We start from the raw sequence: 15,244 nt of genomic DNA, 5'->3' as shown, positions 1-15,244 counted from the left end.
CGCCAGCCGGGCATCCGATCTCCGCATGTCCTGGCGGTCACCACACGGAAGAGATCTCACTGTGCCCACTCTCGCCATCGTCGGCGCCGGCCCCGGCATGGGCCTGGCCATCGCGCGCACCTTCGGCAGCCGCGGCTTCGACGTCGCCCTGATCGCCCGTACCAAGGAGAAGCTGGAAACGCTGGTTGCCCAGCTCGGCCAGGAAGGCATCACGGCAGCCGCGTTCCCCGCCGACATCCTCGACCGCGCCTCACTGACCGATGCCCTGGACGCGGCCAAGGCCCGCTTCGGCGGCATCGACGTACTGGAGTATTCGCCGGCCCCGCACTCCCCGGTACCCGGCCTCACCCTGGCCACTCCCTCGGAGGTCACGGTGGACAATCTGCAGCCAATGATCGAGTACGGCTTCTACGGCGCCATCACGGCGGCCCAGACGGTACTGCCCGCGATGCGCGAGGCGGGCGCCGGGACTCTGCTGTTCACCACCGGTGGCGGTTCCGTGGACCCGGTGCCGATGTTCGGCAACGCCAACGCGGCCCAGGCAGCTCTGCGCAACTGGGTGATCAACCTGAACAAGGAACTGGCCGGCAGCGGCGTGCACGCCGCCCACGTGGCGATCAACGTGTGGATCGGCGAGGGCGGCCCGGAGGGCTTCCCGACGGCCACGCCCGAGCAGATCGCCCCTCTGTACTGGGACCTGCACGAAAACCGCGACCGCTCCGAGGCCGTCTTCAACGCCTGACCGGCCGGCTCACCCCGTACTTGTGCTCCAGCGCCCGCCCCGACATCCCAGCCTTGGAGTCACGCCGGATCGCCGCGGTCCTGTACAGGATTGGTGGTGTTGATGAGTTTGGGCACCAGCAGATCGACGGCATACGCACTCAACGATTCTCGCTGCTGACCCCCATCAGGGTGGAGACCCAGCCCACCGCGAACGGGCCACTGGCTCGTCTGGATCACGGACGAGCGACGCTGACCGGCAGCACCAGCGAACACCCCGAGGCCCAGCGGCGAGCTACTGATCGCGCTGGGCCTCTGCCTTGGCCTCGGCCAGGGTCTTGTGTACGACACCGACCGGGACCTTCACTCCGGCCGCGATGATGCGGATGGACTCCCCGTGTTCGGGCGGGCGTCCCCTCGCATCAGGTCGCGCACCCAAACTTCCACCTCAGGAAGGGCATTGCCCTGGGCATCCATCATGAGGAACGGAACGTCCACGCGGCCGGTTCCCACGACCCCACCCACCTGAACTGGGCGCGCCTGCCCCGTCGTCAAAAGTTCTTGTAGATCCGGATCAGTACCGCCCCATGCCATCAGTCGGGCTCGAAGGCTGCACTCTCGCTTTGCTGAGATGGTGCAGTCAACACACCAGGCCGCACCGCGGCCTGCCCGGCAGGGCGCCGATCTCGGCTTTGCGACGAGACCCTCGATGCCGTGGCTGTGTCAGCAGACACCGTTTCCCACGCAGGTCGTGTATCGCTTCACGCGAGGTCGGAGCCCCTTGTGTGTGCCGCGTTGCGGCGATCCATCATGTCCGGTTCCCCGAACCAGGGATCGTCGGGTACGAGAGGGCACGCAGCTTGGTGGGCGCAGCAGGGGCCAGGAGCAACGCAGGCACGGAGCCTCAAGATCACTCGGGTGCCTGATCCCCGTCATCGAATACGAGGATGTCCGTGCCTGCGCTGCCACCCTGGCCTCTCGCTGGCGGATCTGGGACCGCTGCCCGACGGGCGGTTTCAGAATCCGATGGCTTCGCGGAGCAGCAGGACGGTGCCGCGCCCGGGGTGGTGTTCTGCGTTGAGGATGAGAAGGCGGTTGATGGCGCTGGGCCACCCGTAGGCTTCCCGCGTGCGGGCGCTTTCCAGCGGGAGGCAGTGGTCTTCGACGCGCCGCAGCGCGGTGCTCAGATCGGGTACCACCTTCTGCGCCCCGACGATCCAGATCGCGCGGGCGGCGCCGCCGGCGTAGCCGGGCAACTGGCTTCCGCTGCCCGAGGCGACCACGAGGGAGCCGGTTTCGGTGAGCGCGGCGACGCTGCCCACGATGACGTCGGGGCCGGCGAGCAGCCGCCGGATGTCGTCGGCGCCGGTGACGCGGTCCATGGCCAGGACGCGTGGCTTGATGGCCTGGTACCGCCCGCTGTTGTTGATGTCCTCGTCGATGCCGGACAGGCGGAGGGTCTCGCTGGCCCCGGTGAACACGCTGGCGCCCTCCGGTATCAGATCTTTGATGCGGGTACGCGCGGCGGCGGCGTCATCGAGGATTTCCACGGTGAAACCGTGTGCGGTCAGCGCGGTGGCCGCCCGCTCCAGGCGCTGCGCGGGCGCCGGGTCGGCGAACGGTGTTGTCGGCAGTGGGGCAGTCATGATGTCTCTGAGTTTCCTGTTCGCTGGATGATGTGTTCGTCTCAGCAGTTCGACAACACAGCCCCCCGGAATGTGAGGTGACGCACCGGCCTCACATTCCGGTGCGCTGTCTTGTCGAACTGGTGAGGGCAGACGCGACCGAGGGAGCCGTCGACACCATGACCACCCGATCCGGACCAGGACAAAGCCGGCCCGATCCAAGCCTGGACGCGATCATGAGCGAGCGGCGTCAGCTGATCAATCTCGCGTACCGGCTCCTGGGCTCCCTGGCCGAGGCCGAGGACGCCGTCCAAGAGACCTACGCCCGCTGGTACGCCATGTCCCGGCAGCAGCAGGACGCCATCGAATCCCCCGGCGCCTGGCTGACGACGGTCGCCGGCCGCATCTGCCTCAACCTGCTCGGCTCGGCGCGGGCCCGGCGAGAGACCTACGTGGGCGAATGGATCCCCGAGCCGCTACCCGAACATACGGAGTGGATCACCGGAGGGCCCGGCGGCACCACTGTCGACCCGGCCGACCGGGTCACCCTGGATGAGTCGGTCAACCTGGCCTTCCTGGTCGTGCTCGAATCGATGACCCCGGCCGAACGCGTCGCGTTCATCCTCCACGATGTCTTCTGCCACTCCTTCGCCGAAGTGGCCGAGATCGTCGGCCGTACCCCGGCGGCATGCCGCCAGCTGGCCTCCTCGGCCCGCCGCCGCATCCGGGCCTCGCAGCCTTCCGCGACTCCGGCGGCCCAGCGCGCCGGCATCGTCAGGGAGTTCAAGCAGGCATGGGAAGCCAAGGACATCGATGCCCTCATCGGCCTGCTCGACCCCGACGCCACGGCGATCGCCGACGGCGGCGGCCTCGCCACGACCTTCCTGCACCCCATCGAAGGCGGCGAGCAGATCGCACACGCCTGGGCCGAAATCGCCCGCCGGAGGCCCGGAAACATGACGTTGCTGGAGCGTACGGTCAACGGTCAGCCCGGTCTGGTGGCTCAGCAAGACGGCGTCACCGTGACGGTGTTCGCATTCGATGTCGCGGGCGACCGAATCAAACGCATCTGGGTTGTACGCAACCCCGAGAAACTCAGACACTGGACGACGAGCTGACTCGCGTCCAGACCATCGGGTCCGCTCACAGCCGCCACCCAGCAGCGGGACACATCCTTCGGCACTGAGCTGCCCGGCGAGGGCCGGCTCGGTCAGCGCCGCGGCGCGCGACAACTGGCCGCGCCCCAGACCGATCCGGCGGGTTGCTGTCCGGCCAGGGCCTTCAGCCGCTGGCCCGAGCGCCGGCCCGCCCACAGCACCACCAGGAGGGCCAGGGCGAGGAGCGGGTAGCCCATTGCGATCCTCGCGGCGGCCAGCCAGCCCGTGCGGTCCTCGTCGTAAAGCCACTGCCAGACGGCGACCCGGACCGCGAAGACTCCCACGAGCGTGAGCGTGGCGATGTCGTAGTAGCGCCGGGAGGGCTTGTCCTTCAGCCAGGCGGTCCCACTGCCGTTGAGCGCGCCCCAGACGACTCCGGCCAGCGGCCGCCGTACGAGGACCGAGAGCAGGAAGAGCACGCCGAGGGCGAAGTTGGACCAGATGCCCGTCAGGAAGAAGCCCTTGGCCGATCCGGTCTTCCAGGAGACGAAGGCGGCGACCGCGACACCGAACAGGCCGGACAGCGCGGGCTGGAGCGGCTCCTTGCGCATCAGGCGCAGCACGGAGATCGCCAGCGCGACACCGACGGCGGTCCCAATGGCTGCCGTCAGCCCGAAGGCGGAGTTGGCCAGCACGAAGGCCACGATCGGCAGCATCGTGTACACCAGGCCCGTCATGCCGCCCATCTGCTCCAGCGGTGTCTTCTTCGCCTGGCGTCCTGGGGTTGCGTCCGGTTCCGGCCCGTGCAGGGTGGTCGCCGAGTGGGAGGGGGGTATGGGTTCAGTCATGTTGTGGGATCAACTCATCAAGTAGTCGTGTGTCATTACGGCTTGTGGTGACTGCCTTGCGGGTTGCCGGCCGTAGGTCCCGGTGTTTCGCTCCGATACCGGCTGCGACGGGGCGTCGGCTACTGCGCGTTTGGCAGTCCGCCCAGGTGGTGGGCGAGGAAGCGGTCGGCCGCGCGGTAGACGTCGATGTTGTTGTCCGGGTTCACGAAGCCGTGACCCTCGTTGTCCTTGACCAGGTATTCGACCTCGACGCCGCGGGCGCGCAGCGCGTCGACGATCCGGTCGGACTCGGCCTTGACGACGCGGACGTCGTTGGCGCCCTGGATCACCATCAGCGGGGTGCGGATCGCGTCCACCCGGCTGATGGGGGAGCGGGCCAGCAGGTCCGCCTCCTGCTCCGGGTCGCCGGGGTTGCCGGGGTTGCCGGCGAAGAGATACCAGTTGTTGATCAGGTGGGGCCGTACGAACTCGGGCACCGTCTGCAGGAAGGTGACGAGGTTCGAGGGACCGCAGAAGTCGATCGCGGCGGCGAAGACGTCGGGGGTGAAGGTGACACCGACCAGGGCGGCGTAACCGCCATAGGAGCCGCCGAAGATCGCGACGCGGTTCCCGTCCGCGTATCCCTCCGCGACGGCCCAGTCGACGGCGTCGATGAGGTCGGCGTGCATCTTCCCGGCCAGCTCCCCGACGCCGGCCTTGAGGAACGCCTTGCCGAAACCGGCCGAGCCGCGGAAGTTGACCTGCAGCACCGCGTAGCCGCGGTTGGCCAGCAGCTGTACGACGGGGTGGTAGCCCCAGCTGTCGCGGTGCCAGGGGCCGCCGTGGACCAGCAGGACCAGCGGGAGCCCGGCCGGCTCGGTCCCGAGGGGCAGGGTCAGGTATGAGGGGAGGGCCAGTCCGTCGCGTGCGGTGATCGTGACCGGCGTCATGGTGGCGAGGCTCTCGGGATCCAGGTGCGGAAAGGGCCGGAACAGCAGCCGGCTCTCGCCCGTGGAGTGGTCGTAGTAGTAGGTGACTTGGGGGTCACGGTCATGGGTGAAGCTGACGACCCAGCGCTGCCCGCTCGCGTCGGACGACACGGCGGACAGGTCGCCGTCGGACAGCTTCTCCAGGCTCTCAAGCACCGCGGCGAAGTGCGCGTCCAGCGGGTGGATCACCTGCCGCTCGCCGAGGTAACGCACCCCGAGCAGCTCACCGGTACGCCGGTGGCAGATGAGCGGCGACGGCAGCGTCGGGAAGACGGCGGAACGCGTATCCAGGTCGAAGTCCGGGTGGCTGTCGACCACGGTCTCCTCACCGGTGGCCAGATCGAGCCGGACCAGCCGGGTCCGGTCGCTGTCCCGGTTGGAGCCGAGCCACACACCGGTCCCGTCCGGGGTGAGTTGGAAGGGCTGGACGCCCGTCGGATAGTCGGCGCCGTCGATCGTGGTGACCGGGCGCAGTGTCCCCGTCCCGGTGTCCCATTGCGCCAGCTCGATGTCGCCGTCGGCGGTCCATGTCTCGGTGTACAGGTCTCCGTCGGGCGTGTACAGCAAGCCGGCGACCTGGCCGGGGTTCTCCGCCAGCATCGTCAACTCACCCGTGGCGATGTCTACTTCGTAGAGGTCGAACTCGGCGGGATTCCTCGCGTTCAGATGCAGGAACGCCTTGCCCGGCCGGGAGACCATCGTCTCGAAACCCGCGACCGTGGCCCCGGGGAAGGGGGTGAGATCGACCGCCTCGGCATCCGGGCTCTCCAAGTCGACGCGGTAGATGTGCCAGCGCTCGTCGCCGTCGCCGTCCTGCTGGTAGAGCAGCCAGCGCGGATCGTCCGTCCAGTGGTAGACGTGCACACTGCGGTTGTCGTCCGCGGTGACACAGCGCGCTTCCTCATCCGAATCGACGCCCTCCACCCAGACGTTCAGCCGCTCCCGCCACGGCGCCAGGTAGGCGATCCTGGTGCCGTCGGGCGATATCGATGCGGCGATGCGGATTGGTGCGCCGAGGAGGTCCTCGACGGCGAGGTGCGGGACCTCGCGCGAAATGGTGGTCATGGGGGACGCCCCTTCTGGGTTCGCTTCGGTTCGGTCGGAGGGCTTCTCGGCGCTCGGACCCCTCAGGCGACGGGGTCGCCGACGACTCCGCCGGTGGCCGTGCGGATCGCATGGGCGAAACGCCGGGAGACGGCCGTCACGTCGGTGAACTGCGTGACGTCGGCGCCGGCGAGGACGGCGGCGCCGATGTGCTCCTCCAGCACCCGCACGGCTGCGGCGGCGCCCGCGGCGTGCATCCGCACCTCCAGATCATCGGCCGGGCGCTCAAGACGGTCGCCGATGATCACGCACATCGCGCGTTCTACCTGGTCGTAGGCCATCAGCCACGCCGTGCGCAGCGCCGGCTCGGTGTCGGCGAGCCGGATCATCTTCATCGCGAGCATCTCGTCGGCAAGATCGACGGGCGGCGTCTGGTGACCGAGTCTGAGCCGGGTCAGTTCCGTGGTCAGGTGATCTTCGAGCGAGCTGCGCCGGGGCCAACTGCGCAGCACCGTCATCAGGGTGACAACGCCCTGCATGACGATCGGCTCAGCACAACTCTCCTTGCTGCGGAAGTGCCGCCAGATGGTGCGCGTGGAGAGGCTCACGGCCTCCGCGATCTGATCGCCGCTCGTAGCGGCCACCCCCTGCTCCCAGAACAGGCGCGCCGCCTCCCGGGAGATCTCCAGCCGCAGCCGCGCACGCCGCTGCTCGCTCATCCCTCCTCCGCTGCGCTCCTTCGTCACCATGGCGCCTCACACTCTTCGCTTCCACTGTCTTCAAACGACAGTACGTCACTAAGTGACACGGTGCAAAGTAGGCGGACCTGACGCGCTTCGGTTCAGGGAGGGCTAGGGAGCGTAGCGGCGGCTTGACCAGCGGACATGCCCGATCTCGGTCGCGCTTCGCAAGGAGGGCGGCGCATGGCAGTGGGTCGCGGCAGGCCGGTATGCGGTTGCCTGGAGCGTGGCGGGCGACCAGTAACTTCAGGATGAAATGGTCTTATTGGTGACAAAAGCATGGTGTGGCGCGGCGATCGGCTTCCGGAACCGACGGTGTTTGTGGCTGGTGGCGGTGAACTGGCCTCAGGGGAGTGGGCCCTCTGGGCTCGGGTTGAGATCCCCGTAGCTGGATGATCTCGTCGTGCTGGGCCACCGACTGCCCGGAGCGGCCGGAACGCCGGCTGTCGGCCGAGTGGCCGGCCAACGAGAGCGAGCCGGTGCAGATCTGGCCGACCAGCCTGCCCTCCGGGATGCCGCAGGACACTAGGGTGCCCTCTGTGATAGTCGGACGCTCTGCGGAGCAGTCGCGGATCAATCGCCTCGTGGCCGATGCCAAGGACGGCCGCAGCCGATCGCTGGTGCTGCGCGGGGAGGCCGGGATCGGCAAGACGGCGCTCCTCGACTATGCGGAAAGTGTCGCCGGCGGGATGCGTGTCCTGCGGGTGGTGGGGATCGAGTCCGAGGCCGACGTGGCGTACGCCGCCCTCCAACTGATGTTCGTGCGCGACCTCGACCGACTGGACGCCCTGCCCGGCGCACAAGCACAGGCCCTCAGGGCCGCGTTCGGAGCAAGCAGTGCCCCGGTCGAACGGATGCTGCCGGGTGCGGCAGCGCTGTCACTGCTCTCCGAGATCGCCGGCGACCGGCCGCTCCTGTGCTTACTGGACGACGCCCAATGGTTCGACCAGTCGTCGATCGACGCCCTGCTCTTCGCCGTGCGCCGCCTGCCCGCCGACCCGGTCGCGACCGTCTTCGCCGCCCGGGACGGGGAGTGCCCGTTCCCCGCGCCCGGGGTGGAGAGCCGCACGCTCCCGCGGCTGGGCGACGCCGACGCCGCTCGACTCGCGGCGGCCGCAGGGACGCTGCCGAGCGACGTCACCGACCGCATCCTCGAGGAGTCCGGAGGCAATCCGCTCGCCATCGTCGAGCTGGCGGCCCATGCGACCGCGGCGACCGCGGTCCCGCCGCCGGTCACGCCGCTGCCGGCGGCGGGACGGCTCGAGGAACACTTCCGCCGGCAGGTGCGCACCCTCGGGGAGCCCACCAGGACGGTCCTGCTGCTGGCCGCGGCCGACCACGGCTCCGCCCTGCCGACCCTCATCGCCGCCGCCGCGGAACTCGGGGGCGACGCAGGCGACTTCGAGCCGGCCGAGCGGAGCCGGCTCATCCACGTGACCGCCGACGGGGTGCTCTTCCGACATCCCCTGATCAGGGCGGCCGCCTATCAGGAGGCTCCCTTCGCCCGCCGGGTCGCCGCGCACCGGGCGCTCGCGCGGGTGCTGACCGATCCGCGCGACGCCGACCGGCGCGCCTGGCACGTCGCGACGGCCGCCGGCGGGCCGGACGACGCGGCCGCTGACGGCCTGGAGCAGGTCGCCGATCGAGCGACGGGCCGTGGCGCGGCGGCGGCCGCGGCCCGGGCCCTCGACCGGGCCGCCCGACTGACCAGCGCACCGACCGTCCGCGGCAGGCGGCTGGTGGCTGCCGCCCGGGCGGCGTACGACGCCGGGCAGCTCGACCGGGCCGTCGAGCTGGCGGCCACCGGTGCCGAACTGACCGACGAGCCCGGTGAGGTGGCAGAGTCCGGCTGGATTCGCGCTCAGGTGGCATACGAGCGAACGTCGCCGGCCGAGGCGTCCCGGGTCGCGCTGGAGGCCGCCGCCCCAGTACTGGCGACCAAGCCAGACCTTGCCGTCTCGATCCTGACCGAGGCCACCTGGTGCGCGCGCGACGCGGCGGATCCCGCCCTGCTGCGGCGCTGCGCGGAGCGGCTCCGCTCGATCCCGGAAGGCCCCACCCAGCTGATCAACGGGCTGGTGGGCTTCGCCGACCTGTTGTGCGGCGACATCGCGGAGGCGGTCGAGCCGATGCGCAACATGTTCCTCGCAGCCCGGGACGGCGAGTGCGCGGGCACCGTCGAGCGACTGAGCGCCGCGTTCATGGGGTTGCTGATCGGCGAGGACGAAACGGCCGTGACGATGCTCGACGCCCACGTCGCGGAGCTGCGCAGCCTCGGAGCGCTGGGCTGGCTGCCCTATGCCCAGGAGCCGCTGGTGCTCGCCCAGCTGGTGACGGGCCGCCTCCGCGACGCAGACGGCAACGTCGCGGAGGCGATGGCACTGGCCGAGGAACTGGGTCAGCAGCTCCAGGTCGTCGTCCTTTCCGCGATGTCGGCGTGGCTCGCCGCCGCCCGCGGAGACCACGCCCGCGCCGAGCGGGCGGCAGCGCTCGTCCTCGACGACGCGCGGCAGCACGGGATGGCGGCCGCGCAGGCCACCTGGGCGCTCGGTCTTGTCGACCTCATGGGTGGCGACCCGCAGGGCGCGCTCGAGCGGCTCGAGGGCGTCTGCGGCGGCGCACCCGGGCGCGACATCACGGTGCGCGCGGTTCCTGACCTCGTCGAGGCCGCGGTGCGGGTCGGCGACACCCATCGGGCCCGACGGTCCCTGCCAGGACTCACCGACTGGGCAACGCACACCAAGAGCCCGGTGCCCTCCGCCCTCCTGCTGCGTTGCCAGGCGCTCCTCGACGACGGCGGTGACGCCGACGGGCGGTTCGAGGAGTCCTTGGCGGCCGAGCGCTGCGGACCGTACGACCGGGCGCGGACCCGGCTGGTGTTCGGTGAGTGGCTCCGCCGGCACCGCCGCCGAACCGCGGCAAAGGAGCAGCTCCGGGAGGCGTACGAGACCTTCGACAGAATCGGTGCCCACGGCTGGCTGCCGCGGGTACGCACGGAGCTGACCGCTCTCGGCGAGTCCGCTCCGGGGGACGCCGACGCCCGGAGCACCAGCGGGCTCACCCCGCAGGAGCTGCAAGTGGTGCGTCGCGCAGCCCTGGGGATGAGCAACCGGGAGATCGCCGCCGAGCTCTTCCTCAGCCCGCGCACGGTCGGCCATCACCTCTACAAGGCCTATCCGAAACTGGGCGTCGGACGACGGGCCGAGCTGGGACAACTCGACCTGTAACTCGACCTGCAACTCGACCTGTAACTCGACCTATGAAAGGCCTCCGAACCTCCCGTGCCCGGTGGCTCGGCACCAGTCGTTCGACAGATGCGGACGTCCAGGACCGGTTCCTAGCCTGACGGGCATGGGAAAAGTCATCGTTCACAACCAGGTCACCGTCAACGGCGCCTTCGAGGCGCCCACCCCCGAGGAGTGGCTGGAGCTCGACGCCGACAGCGGCGACGCAGGCCTCGAGCAGTTGATCCTGGCCGACGCTCTCCTGCTCGGCCGCAAGACGTACGAGGGGCTGGCGGCCGTCTGGCCGCACCTCGGTGAGGATCCGTCGATGGGCCACTACGCGGAGCGGGTCAACGGCATGCCGAAGTACGTCGCCTCGCGGACACTCACCGCGCCGTTGGAGTGGAACGCCACCCTCATCGACGGCGAGGTCGTCCAGGCCGTCCCCGCGCTCAAGGAGGAGCACACAGGCAACCTGATCGTCTCCGGATGCGGGGAGCTGGCGCACACCCTCGCCCAGGAGGGCCTGGTCGACGAGTTCTGGTTCTGGGTGAATCCGCACCTGTGGCCGGCCGGGCCGCGGATCCTCGACGGTGTCGGCCCCATCCGCCTCCAACTGGTCGCGGCCACGCCCTATCGATCCGGAGTCGTCTGGCTGCGCTACCGGCCGGCCGGGGCCTGAGGCGAGAAGAACGACGGGAAAGACGATCATGTACGCCGCCGTATCAGCCGACGGCTATGCCGCGAGGCCGGACGGCGAGGTCGGCCCACTCTTCGACTGGTACGGGAACGGCGAGGTGGCCTGGGAGTGGAACGGGGCCGAGATGCGCACCACCCAGTTTCCTCGCAGGGTGCCCCGTTCAGGCCGGGGGTGAATGCGAGTCCCTGCGGAGCAGGGCAGGGACGGCCGTTACGCCCCCGGGGCGGAACGGCGTTCGCTGTCTTCAACCGCTCGTCGCACGAGTGACACCAGCCATGAGTTGAGGGAGTGGTCGTCTGTGGCGGCAAGCGCCTTGGCCTTGGCGTACAGGTCGTCGGGAAGTCGCAGATTCAGCTTGGTCACGCGTCAAGTCTGGCCCTGGAATGGGGCCATTTCCAGATTTCGTGTGTACCCGACGCCCGCGCAGGAGAGCGTCATGCTCGAACACTGCGCGCATGCCCGGTACGTGTGGAACCTGGCCGTCGAGCAGCACGCGCACTGGCACAAAGGCCGCAGGACCGCCCGGGGTTTCGCGAACAGTGCCGCCAGCTCACCGAGGCCCGGCGCGACAACGCATGGCTGGGTGCGGGGAACGCGGATGTCCAGCAGCAGGCACTCAAGGACTTCGCCCGGGCCAAGAACGCGCGGTTCACGTCCGGGTTCGGTGAGCCGACGTGGCGCAAGAAGCACGTGCACGAGGGCTTCCGGGTCATCGGCACCGACCGCGTGCCGGAGTGCGAGCCGAACGGCTCGCCGACGCTGAGCGCGAAGACCGGCAGGCAGGTCATGGGCCGATCGGTGCGGGTGCACAAGCTCAACAGGCGGTGGGCGCAGGTGCAGGTGCCCGGCTGCGGCTGGGTCCGCTTTCGTCTCACCCGAGGTGACCTGCCGAAGGCGAAGACGTTCCGCATCACCCGGCGAGGCGGCCAGTGGCACATCGCCTTCGCGGTCGTCCCCGAACCGATCGACGCCCCCGGCACGGGCAACGTCATCGGCATCGACCGGGGCGTGACGATCACGGCCGCGCTGTCGGACGGCCGGAAGCTGAACTGCCCGCAGCTCACGGTCAAGGAACGCGCCCAGGTCCGCAAGCACCAGCGGCGCGCCGCACGCGCACCCCGGGGCAGCGAGCGGAAGACGGCCGAGTACGCCACGGTCGCACGGCTCAAGACCCGGGAAGCGGACCGGCGTAAGGACTGGTGCGAGAAGACCAGCACGATGCTCGCCCGCACCTGTGACCTGGTGCGATTCGAGAAGCTCAACATCAAGAACATGACCCGCTCGGCGAAGGGCACCGTTCAGGAACCCGGCAAGCAGGTGCGGCAGAAGAGCGGGCTGAACCGGGTGATCCTCGCCCAGGGCTGGGGCCTGCTCCGCCAGCGCACCGAGCACAAGGCCCCCGGCAGGGTCGAAGACGTCCCCGCCCCCTACACCAGCCTGCGGCGCAGTGCCTGCGGATGGATCGACAAGAACTCGCGCAAGAGCCAAGCCGAATTCTGTTGCTCCTCTTGTGGCTTCATCTGCAACGCGGACACCAACGCAGCAGCCAACGTCGCGGCAGGACAGGGCGGCACTACTCGCCCCCGGCGCTCAGCCGGTGCCGGGGGGGACGACACCGCCCACACAGCGGTCGAGCGTCCGTGAACCTCAACCCACCTGGGTTGGAATTCCCCTTTTTTAAGAGGCGGAGGATGTCAATCAGGCCTCCAAGGACTTCATCCAGTCTGTCTACACCGAAATCGGCGCGATGGTGGTCGGACGGTTCGTGTCCGACCAGACCAACGGCTGGGCCGGTCAGGCTGTGGCTGGTGATCGCGTCTTCGTGGTCACCCACGAGGCGCCCAAGAGTTGGGAGTTCGACGTCGGTCGGCAGTCGGCTCAGCTCCTTGACGTCGTCCTGCCCGGAGTTGAAATCGGCTTGTCCCGTCAATCCGGCTGACCCTAAAGTGAGATCACTTCGACGAGACGTTCCCCAGAAGCACGCCGCAGAACGGGAGCGTCCCACCTCGCTGAGGTGCCGGAGAGGCGGCAGCAGTCTTTGTCGACCCTTCCCTTCGGAGGATTCCTTCATGAACGTCGGTATCGGCCTGCCCATCGGCGACCCGGCCACCTTGCTCACCTGGGCACAACGCGCCGAAACGGGGCCCTTCAGCACGCTCGGCCTGCTCGACCGGCTCGTCTACGACAACCCCGAACCCCTGGTCGCACTCGCCGTCCTCGCGGGCGCCACCTCTCGCATCCGCGTCCAGACCGAGGTACTGCTCGCACCACTGCGCGACACCGCCCTGCTCGCCAAGCAGGCCGCCACCTTGGATCGGATGACCGGTGGCCGCCTCGTCCTCGGCCTGGGCATCGGCGGCCGCGACGACGACCACCAGGTCACCGGCATCGACAAGCGCACCCGAGGCCGCCGCCTCGACGAGCAGATGGCGGTAATGCGCCGCCTGTGGTCCGGCGAGCCGTACGGCGACAACATCGGCCCGATCGGCCCCGCGCCCGCCCGGCCAGGCGGCCCCGAAGCGCTCTTCGGCGGCTTCAAGCCCGCCGCGATCGAACGCGTCGCGCGCTGGGGCGACGGCTTCCTCGCCGCCGCGGCACCCTCCTGGGCAGGCGGCCTGTTCGACACGGCACGCAGGCTCTGGAAGGAGTACGACCGCGACGGTGAACCGCGCATTGTCGCGCAGGTCAACGTCGCGCTCGGCCCTGACGACGTGCTCCACGACGCCCAGGCCAACATGCACGCGTACTACACCTTCACCGGCATGGCCGACCGGATGGTGGCCGGAATGCTCACCACGCCGACCGAGATCCGCGAAGCGATCGTCGGCTTCACCGACCTCGGCGCCGACGAGGTCATGCTCCATTGCCACGGCCGAGACCCGAACCAGGTGGACCGCCTCGCCGATGTCCTGTGACGGTGGCAGGCATGTGACCGACATGCCTTTCCTGAGACCGCGCTGCTGGTCTTTGCGCTTCTGATCACCCGTCTGTGAGCTGGGACTTCTGGTGCGGGACGGCAGGGATTCCCAGAGCAAGGGGCTGTTCCGCTCGCACCGTCGGGCCTGTTCCCGCTTGCTGCACAGGAACGTCGGGGTGAGGTCGAGTCCTTCGACCTCACCCCGACGGCCCTCCTCGATCGCGCGCTTGTGGCGGGCGAGGAGGGCTTCTTCCAACTCGTCCAGGCGGGGGCAGCACCTTGGGGTTGACGCTGAACATCGGGCAGCGATCGTGCTGGGCTGAGGGAACGCACGCTGATGCAGACGTGTCCGAGGGCGAACTCCGCCGGGTCGACTCGATCGCAGATAATGGAGTCAGCAGACCGGTGGCCGGACATCGCGGCCGCTGCCGCCCCGCAGCTGCCCGACCATGCCGCCGCCGTCGCCCCCGGACACCGGGCAGCTGGACCTGCGCCCCGACTCGCCTGCCTACGCCACCCAGTTGAGGCTGATCACCCCGCGCATCGTCGCCGCGGCGAACGAGTCGGCCGGCACCGATGCCGTACGCACCGTGCGCGTCCTGCCCGCAGTTGCCGCGCCCGCGCCCCGCGTCAGGGAGCCCGCCCCGGCGGCCGCAGGCTTTCCCGAAGCGCCGGTGAGGACCCGGGGACGGCATCATCCGGCTTCGGCTCCATCAGGCGCTCGCCGCGCACCAGGCCACCACGCCCGCGCGGCGGTGGACGACGGCATTTGCAGAGGCAGTCGAACGGCAGACCCGTGCGCGCTCAGCCAGCGTGCGTTCCCTCAGTCCAGCACGATCATCAGGGCCTCGAAGCCGGTGGTCGTGCTGCTGGAGTGCCCGGTGCCTGTCGTGTCCTCGACGAGCAGCAGGTCACCAGGGCGGGCGATCACCGTCTCGCCGGACGCGGTTACCTCGCACTCGCCCGAGAGCAAGACCACCAGACGTCGCCCGGCCTCTGGCTGCTCGGGGTGGCCGCCCCCGACCGGCGCCCGAACCACCATGCAGGCCGACGCCTTCCATGGAGCAGAGGCACTCAACTCGCCCGGACCAGGCACTGCCGGCACTATCCCCGGCTCCCATGACTCGAAGTGGGCGGCTCCATCCTGCCCCGCGTACAGTCGTCGCAGCGTCATAACCACCACGCTAGGTGACCCTGGCTCAGCCGCCATGATGGCACCACCGAATTCTCCCTCCCTGCCTGGCAGATCCATATCCAGATCAGGTTCTGCTTTGCTAGTGTCCTGCGCCAGAGATCCGTCGGTAGAAGCGGGCGAGGGAGTCGAGGATCTCTTCGGCTGTCTTGGTCCAGATGAACGGCTT

Annotated in this window: 15 protein-coding genes; 8 read left to right on the top strand and 7 right to left on the bottom strand. The window is 69.4% G+C overall.

Annotated features, from left to right (window positions below; genetic code table 11):
* Window positions 1-61: 61 nt before the first annotated feature.
* Entirely contained in the window at window positions 62-742 is a 681-nt protein-coding gene (locus tag GAS53_RS04160) for an SDR family NAD(P)-dependent oxidoreductase (protein WP_151476040.1), read from the top strand.
* Window positions 743-1,015: 273 nt separating this feature from the next.
* Here GAS53_RS04160 and GAS53_RS54990 read toward each other — a convergent pair whose 3' ends face one another.
* A complete protein-coding gene (locus GAS53_RS54990) occupies window positions 1,016-1,159 on the bottom strand; it encodes a hypothetical protein (RefSeq protein WP_192582948.1) in 144 nt (47 codons plus the stop codon).
* A gap of 577 nt (window positions 1,160-1,736) precedes the next feature.
* Entirely contained in the window at window positions 1,737-2,366 is a 630-nt protein-coding gene (locus tag GAS53_RS04155; protein ID WP_151476039.1) for an LUD domain-containing protein, read from the bottom strand.
* Window positions 2,367-2,524: 158 nt separating this feature from the next.
* On the opposite strand from GAS53_RS04155, the gene sigJ reads away from it, so the two are divergent.
* Window positions 2,525-3,463, top strand: a complete 939-nt coding sequence (sigJ, locus tag GAS53_RS04150; protein ID WP_151476038.1) for an RNA polymerase sigma factor SigJ — start codon at window positions 2,525-2,527, stop codon at window positions 3,461-3,463.
* Window positions 3,464-3,555: 92 nt separating this feature from the next.
* Here the strand turns inward: sigJ and GAS53_RS04145 are convergent, their stop codons facing one another.
* The 3 genes from GAS53_RS04145 to GAS53_RS04135 form a co-directional block, all read right to left on the bottom strand.
* Entirely contained in the window at window positions 3,556-4,290 is a 735-nt protein-coding gene (locus GAS53_RS04145; RefSeq protein ID WP_151476037.1) for a DUF3159 domain-containing protein, read from the bottom strand.
* A gap of 119 nt (window positions 4,291-4,409) precedes the next feature.
* Window positions 4,410-6,323 carry a S9 family peptidase gene (locus GAS53_RS04140; RefSeq protein WP_151476036.1) on the bottom strand — a complete coding sequence of 638 codons (1,914 nt, stop codon included), beginning with the start codon at window positions 6,321-6,323 and terminating at the stop codon, window positions 4,410-4,412.
* A gap of 62 nt (window positions 6,324-6,385) precedes the next feature.
* Window positions 6,386-7,021 (bottom strand): TetR/AcrR family transcriptional regulator, encoded by a 636-nt coding sequence (locus GAS53_RS04135; RefSeq protein WP_225858709.1) that lies wholly within the window; start codon window positions 7,019-7,021, stop codon window positions 6,386-6,388.
* Between the two features lie 413 nt (window positions 7,022-7,434).
* On the opposite strand from GAS53_RS04135, the gene GAS53_RS04130 reads away from it, so the two are divergent.
* From GAS53_RS04130 to GAS53_RS54985, 3 genes are all read left to right on the top strand, one after another.
* On the top strand, window positions 7,435-10,269 hold the full coding sequence (locus tag GAS53_RS04130) for an AAA family ATPase (protein WP_151476034.1): 2,835 nt from the start codon (window positions 7,435-7,437) through the stop codon (window positions 10,267-10,269).
* Between the two features lie 124 nt (window positions 10,270-10,393).
* Complete coding sequence (locus GAS53_RS04125; RefSeq protein ID WP_151476033.1) at window positions 10,394-10,948, top strand: dihydrofolate reductase family protein; 555 nt, start codon at window positions 10,394-10,396, stop codon at window positions 10,946-10,948.
* A 28-nt stretch (window positions 10,949-10,976) separates the two neighbouring features.
* Window positions 10,977-11,141, top strand: coding sequence for a hypothetical protein (locus tag GAS53_RS54985; protein WP_192582946.1), 165 nt, complete (start codon window positions 10,977-10,979; stop codon window positions 11,139-11,141).
* Window positions 11,142-11,176: 35 nt separating this feature from the next.
* Here the strand turns inward: GAS53_RS54985 and GAS53_RS04115 are convergent, their stop codons facing one another.
* Window positions 11,177-11,329: a toxin-antitoxin system HicB family antitoxin gene (locus GAS53_RS04115; RefSeq protein ID WP_151476032.1), complete on the bottom strand. Its 153-nt coding sequence runs from the start codon at window positions 11,327-11,329 to the stop codon at window positions 11,177-11,179.
* 105 nt (window positions 11,330-11,434) lie between these two features.
* Between GAS53_RS04115 and GAS53_RS04110 the strand changes: the two genes are divergently transcribed.
* The 3 genes from GAS53_RS04110 to GAS53_RS04105 all read left to right on the top strand — a co-directional run bounded on the left by GAS53_RS04110 (window position 11,435) and on the right by GAS53_RS04105 (window position 13,881).
* Window positions 11,435-12,610 (top strand): RNA-guided endonuclease InsQ/TnpB family protein, encoded by a 1,176-nt coding sequence (locus tag GAS53_RS04110; RefSeq protein WP_225858708.1) that lies wholly within the window; start codon window positions 11,435-11,437, stop codon window positions 12,608-12,610.
* A gap of 121 nt (window positions 12,611-12,731) precedes the next feature.
* Window positions 12,732-12,905, top strand: coding sequence for a hypothetical protein (locus GAS53_RS54980; RefSeq protein WP_192582945.1), 174 nt, complete (start codon window positions 12,732-12,734; stop codon window positions 12,903-12,905).
* Between the two features lie 130 nt (window positions 12,906-13,035).
* Window positions 13,036-13,881, top strand: coding sequence for an LLM class flavin-dependent oxidoreductase (locus GAS53_RS04105; protein WP_151476031.1), 846 nt, complete (start codon window positions 13,036-13,038; stop codon window positions 13,879-13,881).
* Window positions 13,882-14,706: 825 nt separating this feature from the next.
* Here GAS53_RS04105 and GAS53_RS56020 read toward each other — a convergent pair.
* Window positions 14,707-14,925, bottom strand: a complete 219-nt coding sequence (locus GAS53_RS56020; RefSeq protein ID WP_225858748.1) for a cupin domain-containing protein — start codon at window positions 14,923-14,925, stop codon at window positions 14,707-14,709.
* Between the last annotated feature and the right edge of the window lie 319 nt (window positions 14,926-15,244).

It is taken from the genome of Streptomyces albicerus (genome assembly GCF_008905045.1).
Lineage (GTDB): Bacteria > Actinomycetota > Actinomycetes > Streptomycetales > Streptomycetaceae > Streptomyces > Streptomyces albicerus.
The sequence above is the reverse complement of the archived record's forward strand: the minus strand, read 5'-3'. Positions and strand labels throughout refer to the sequence as shown.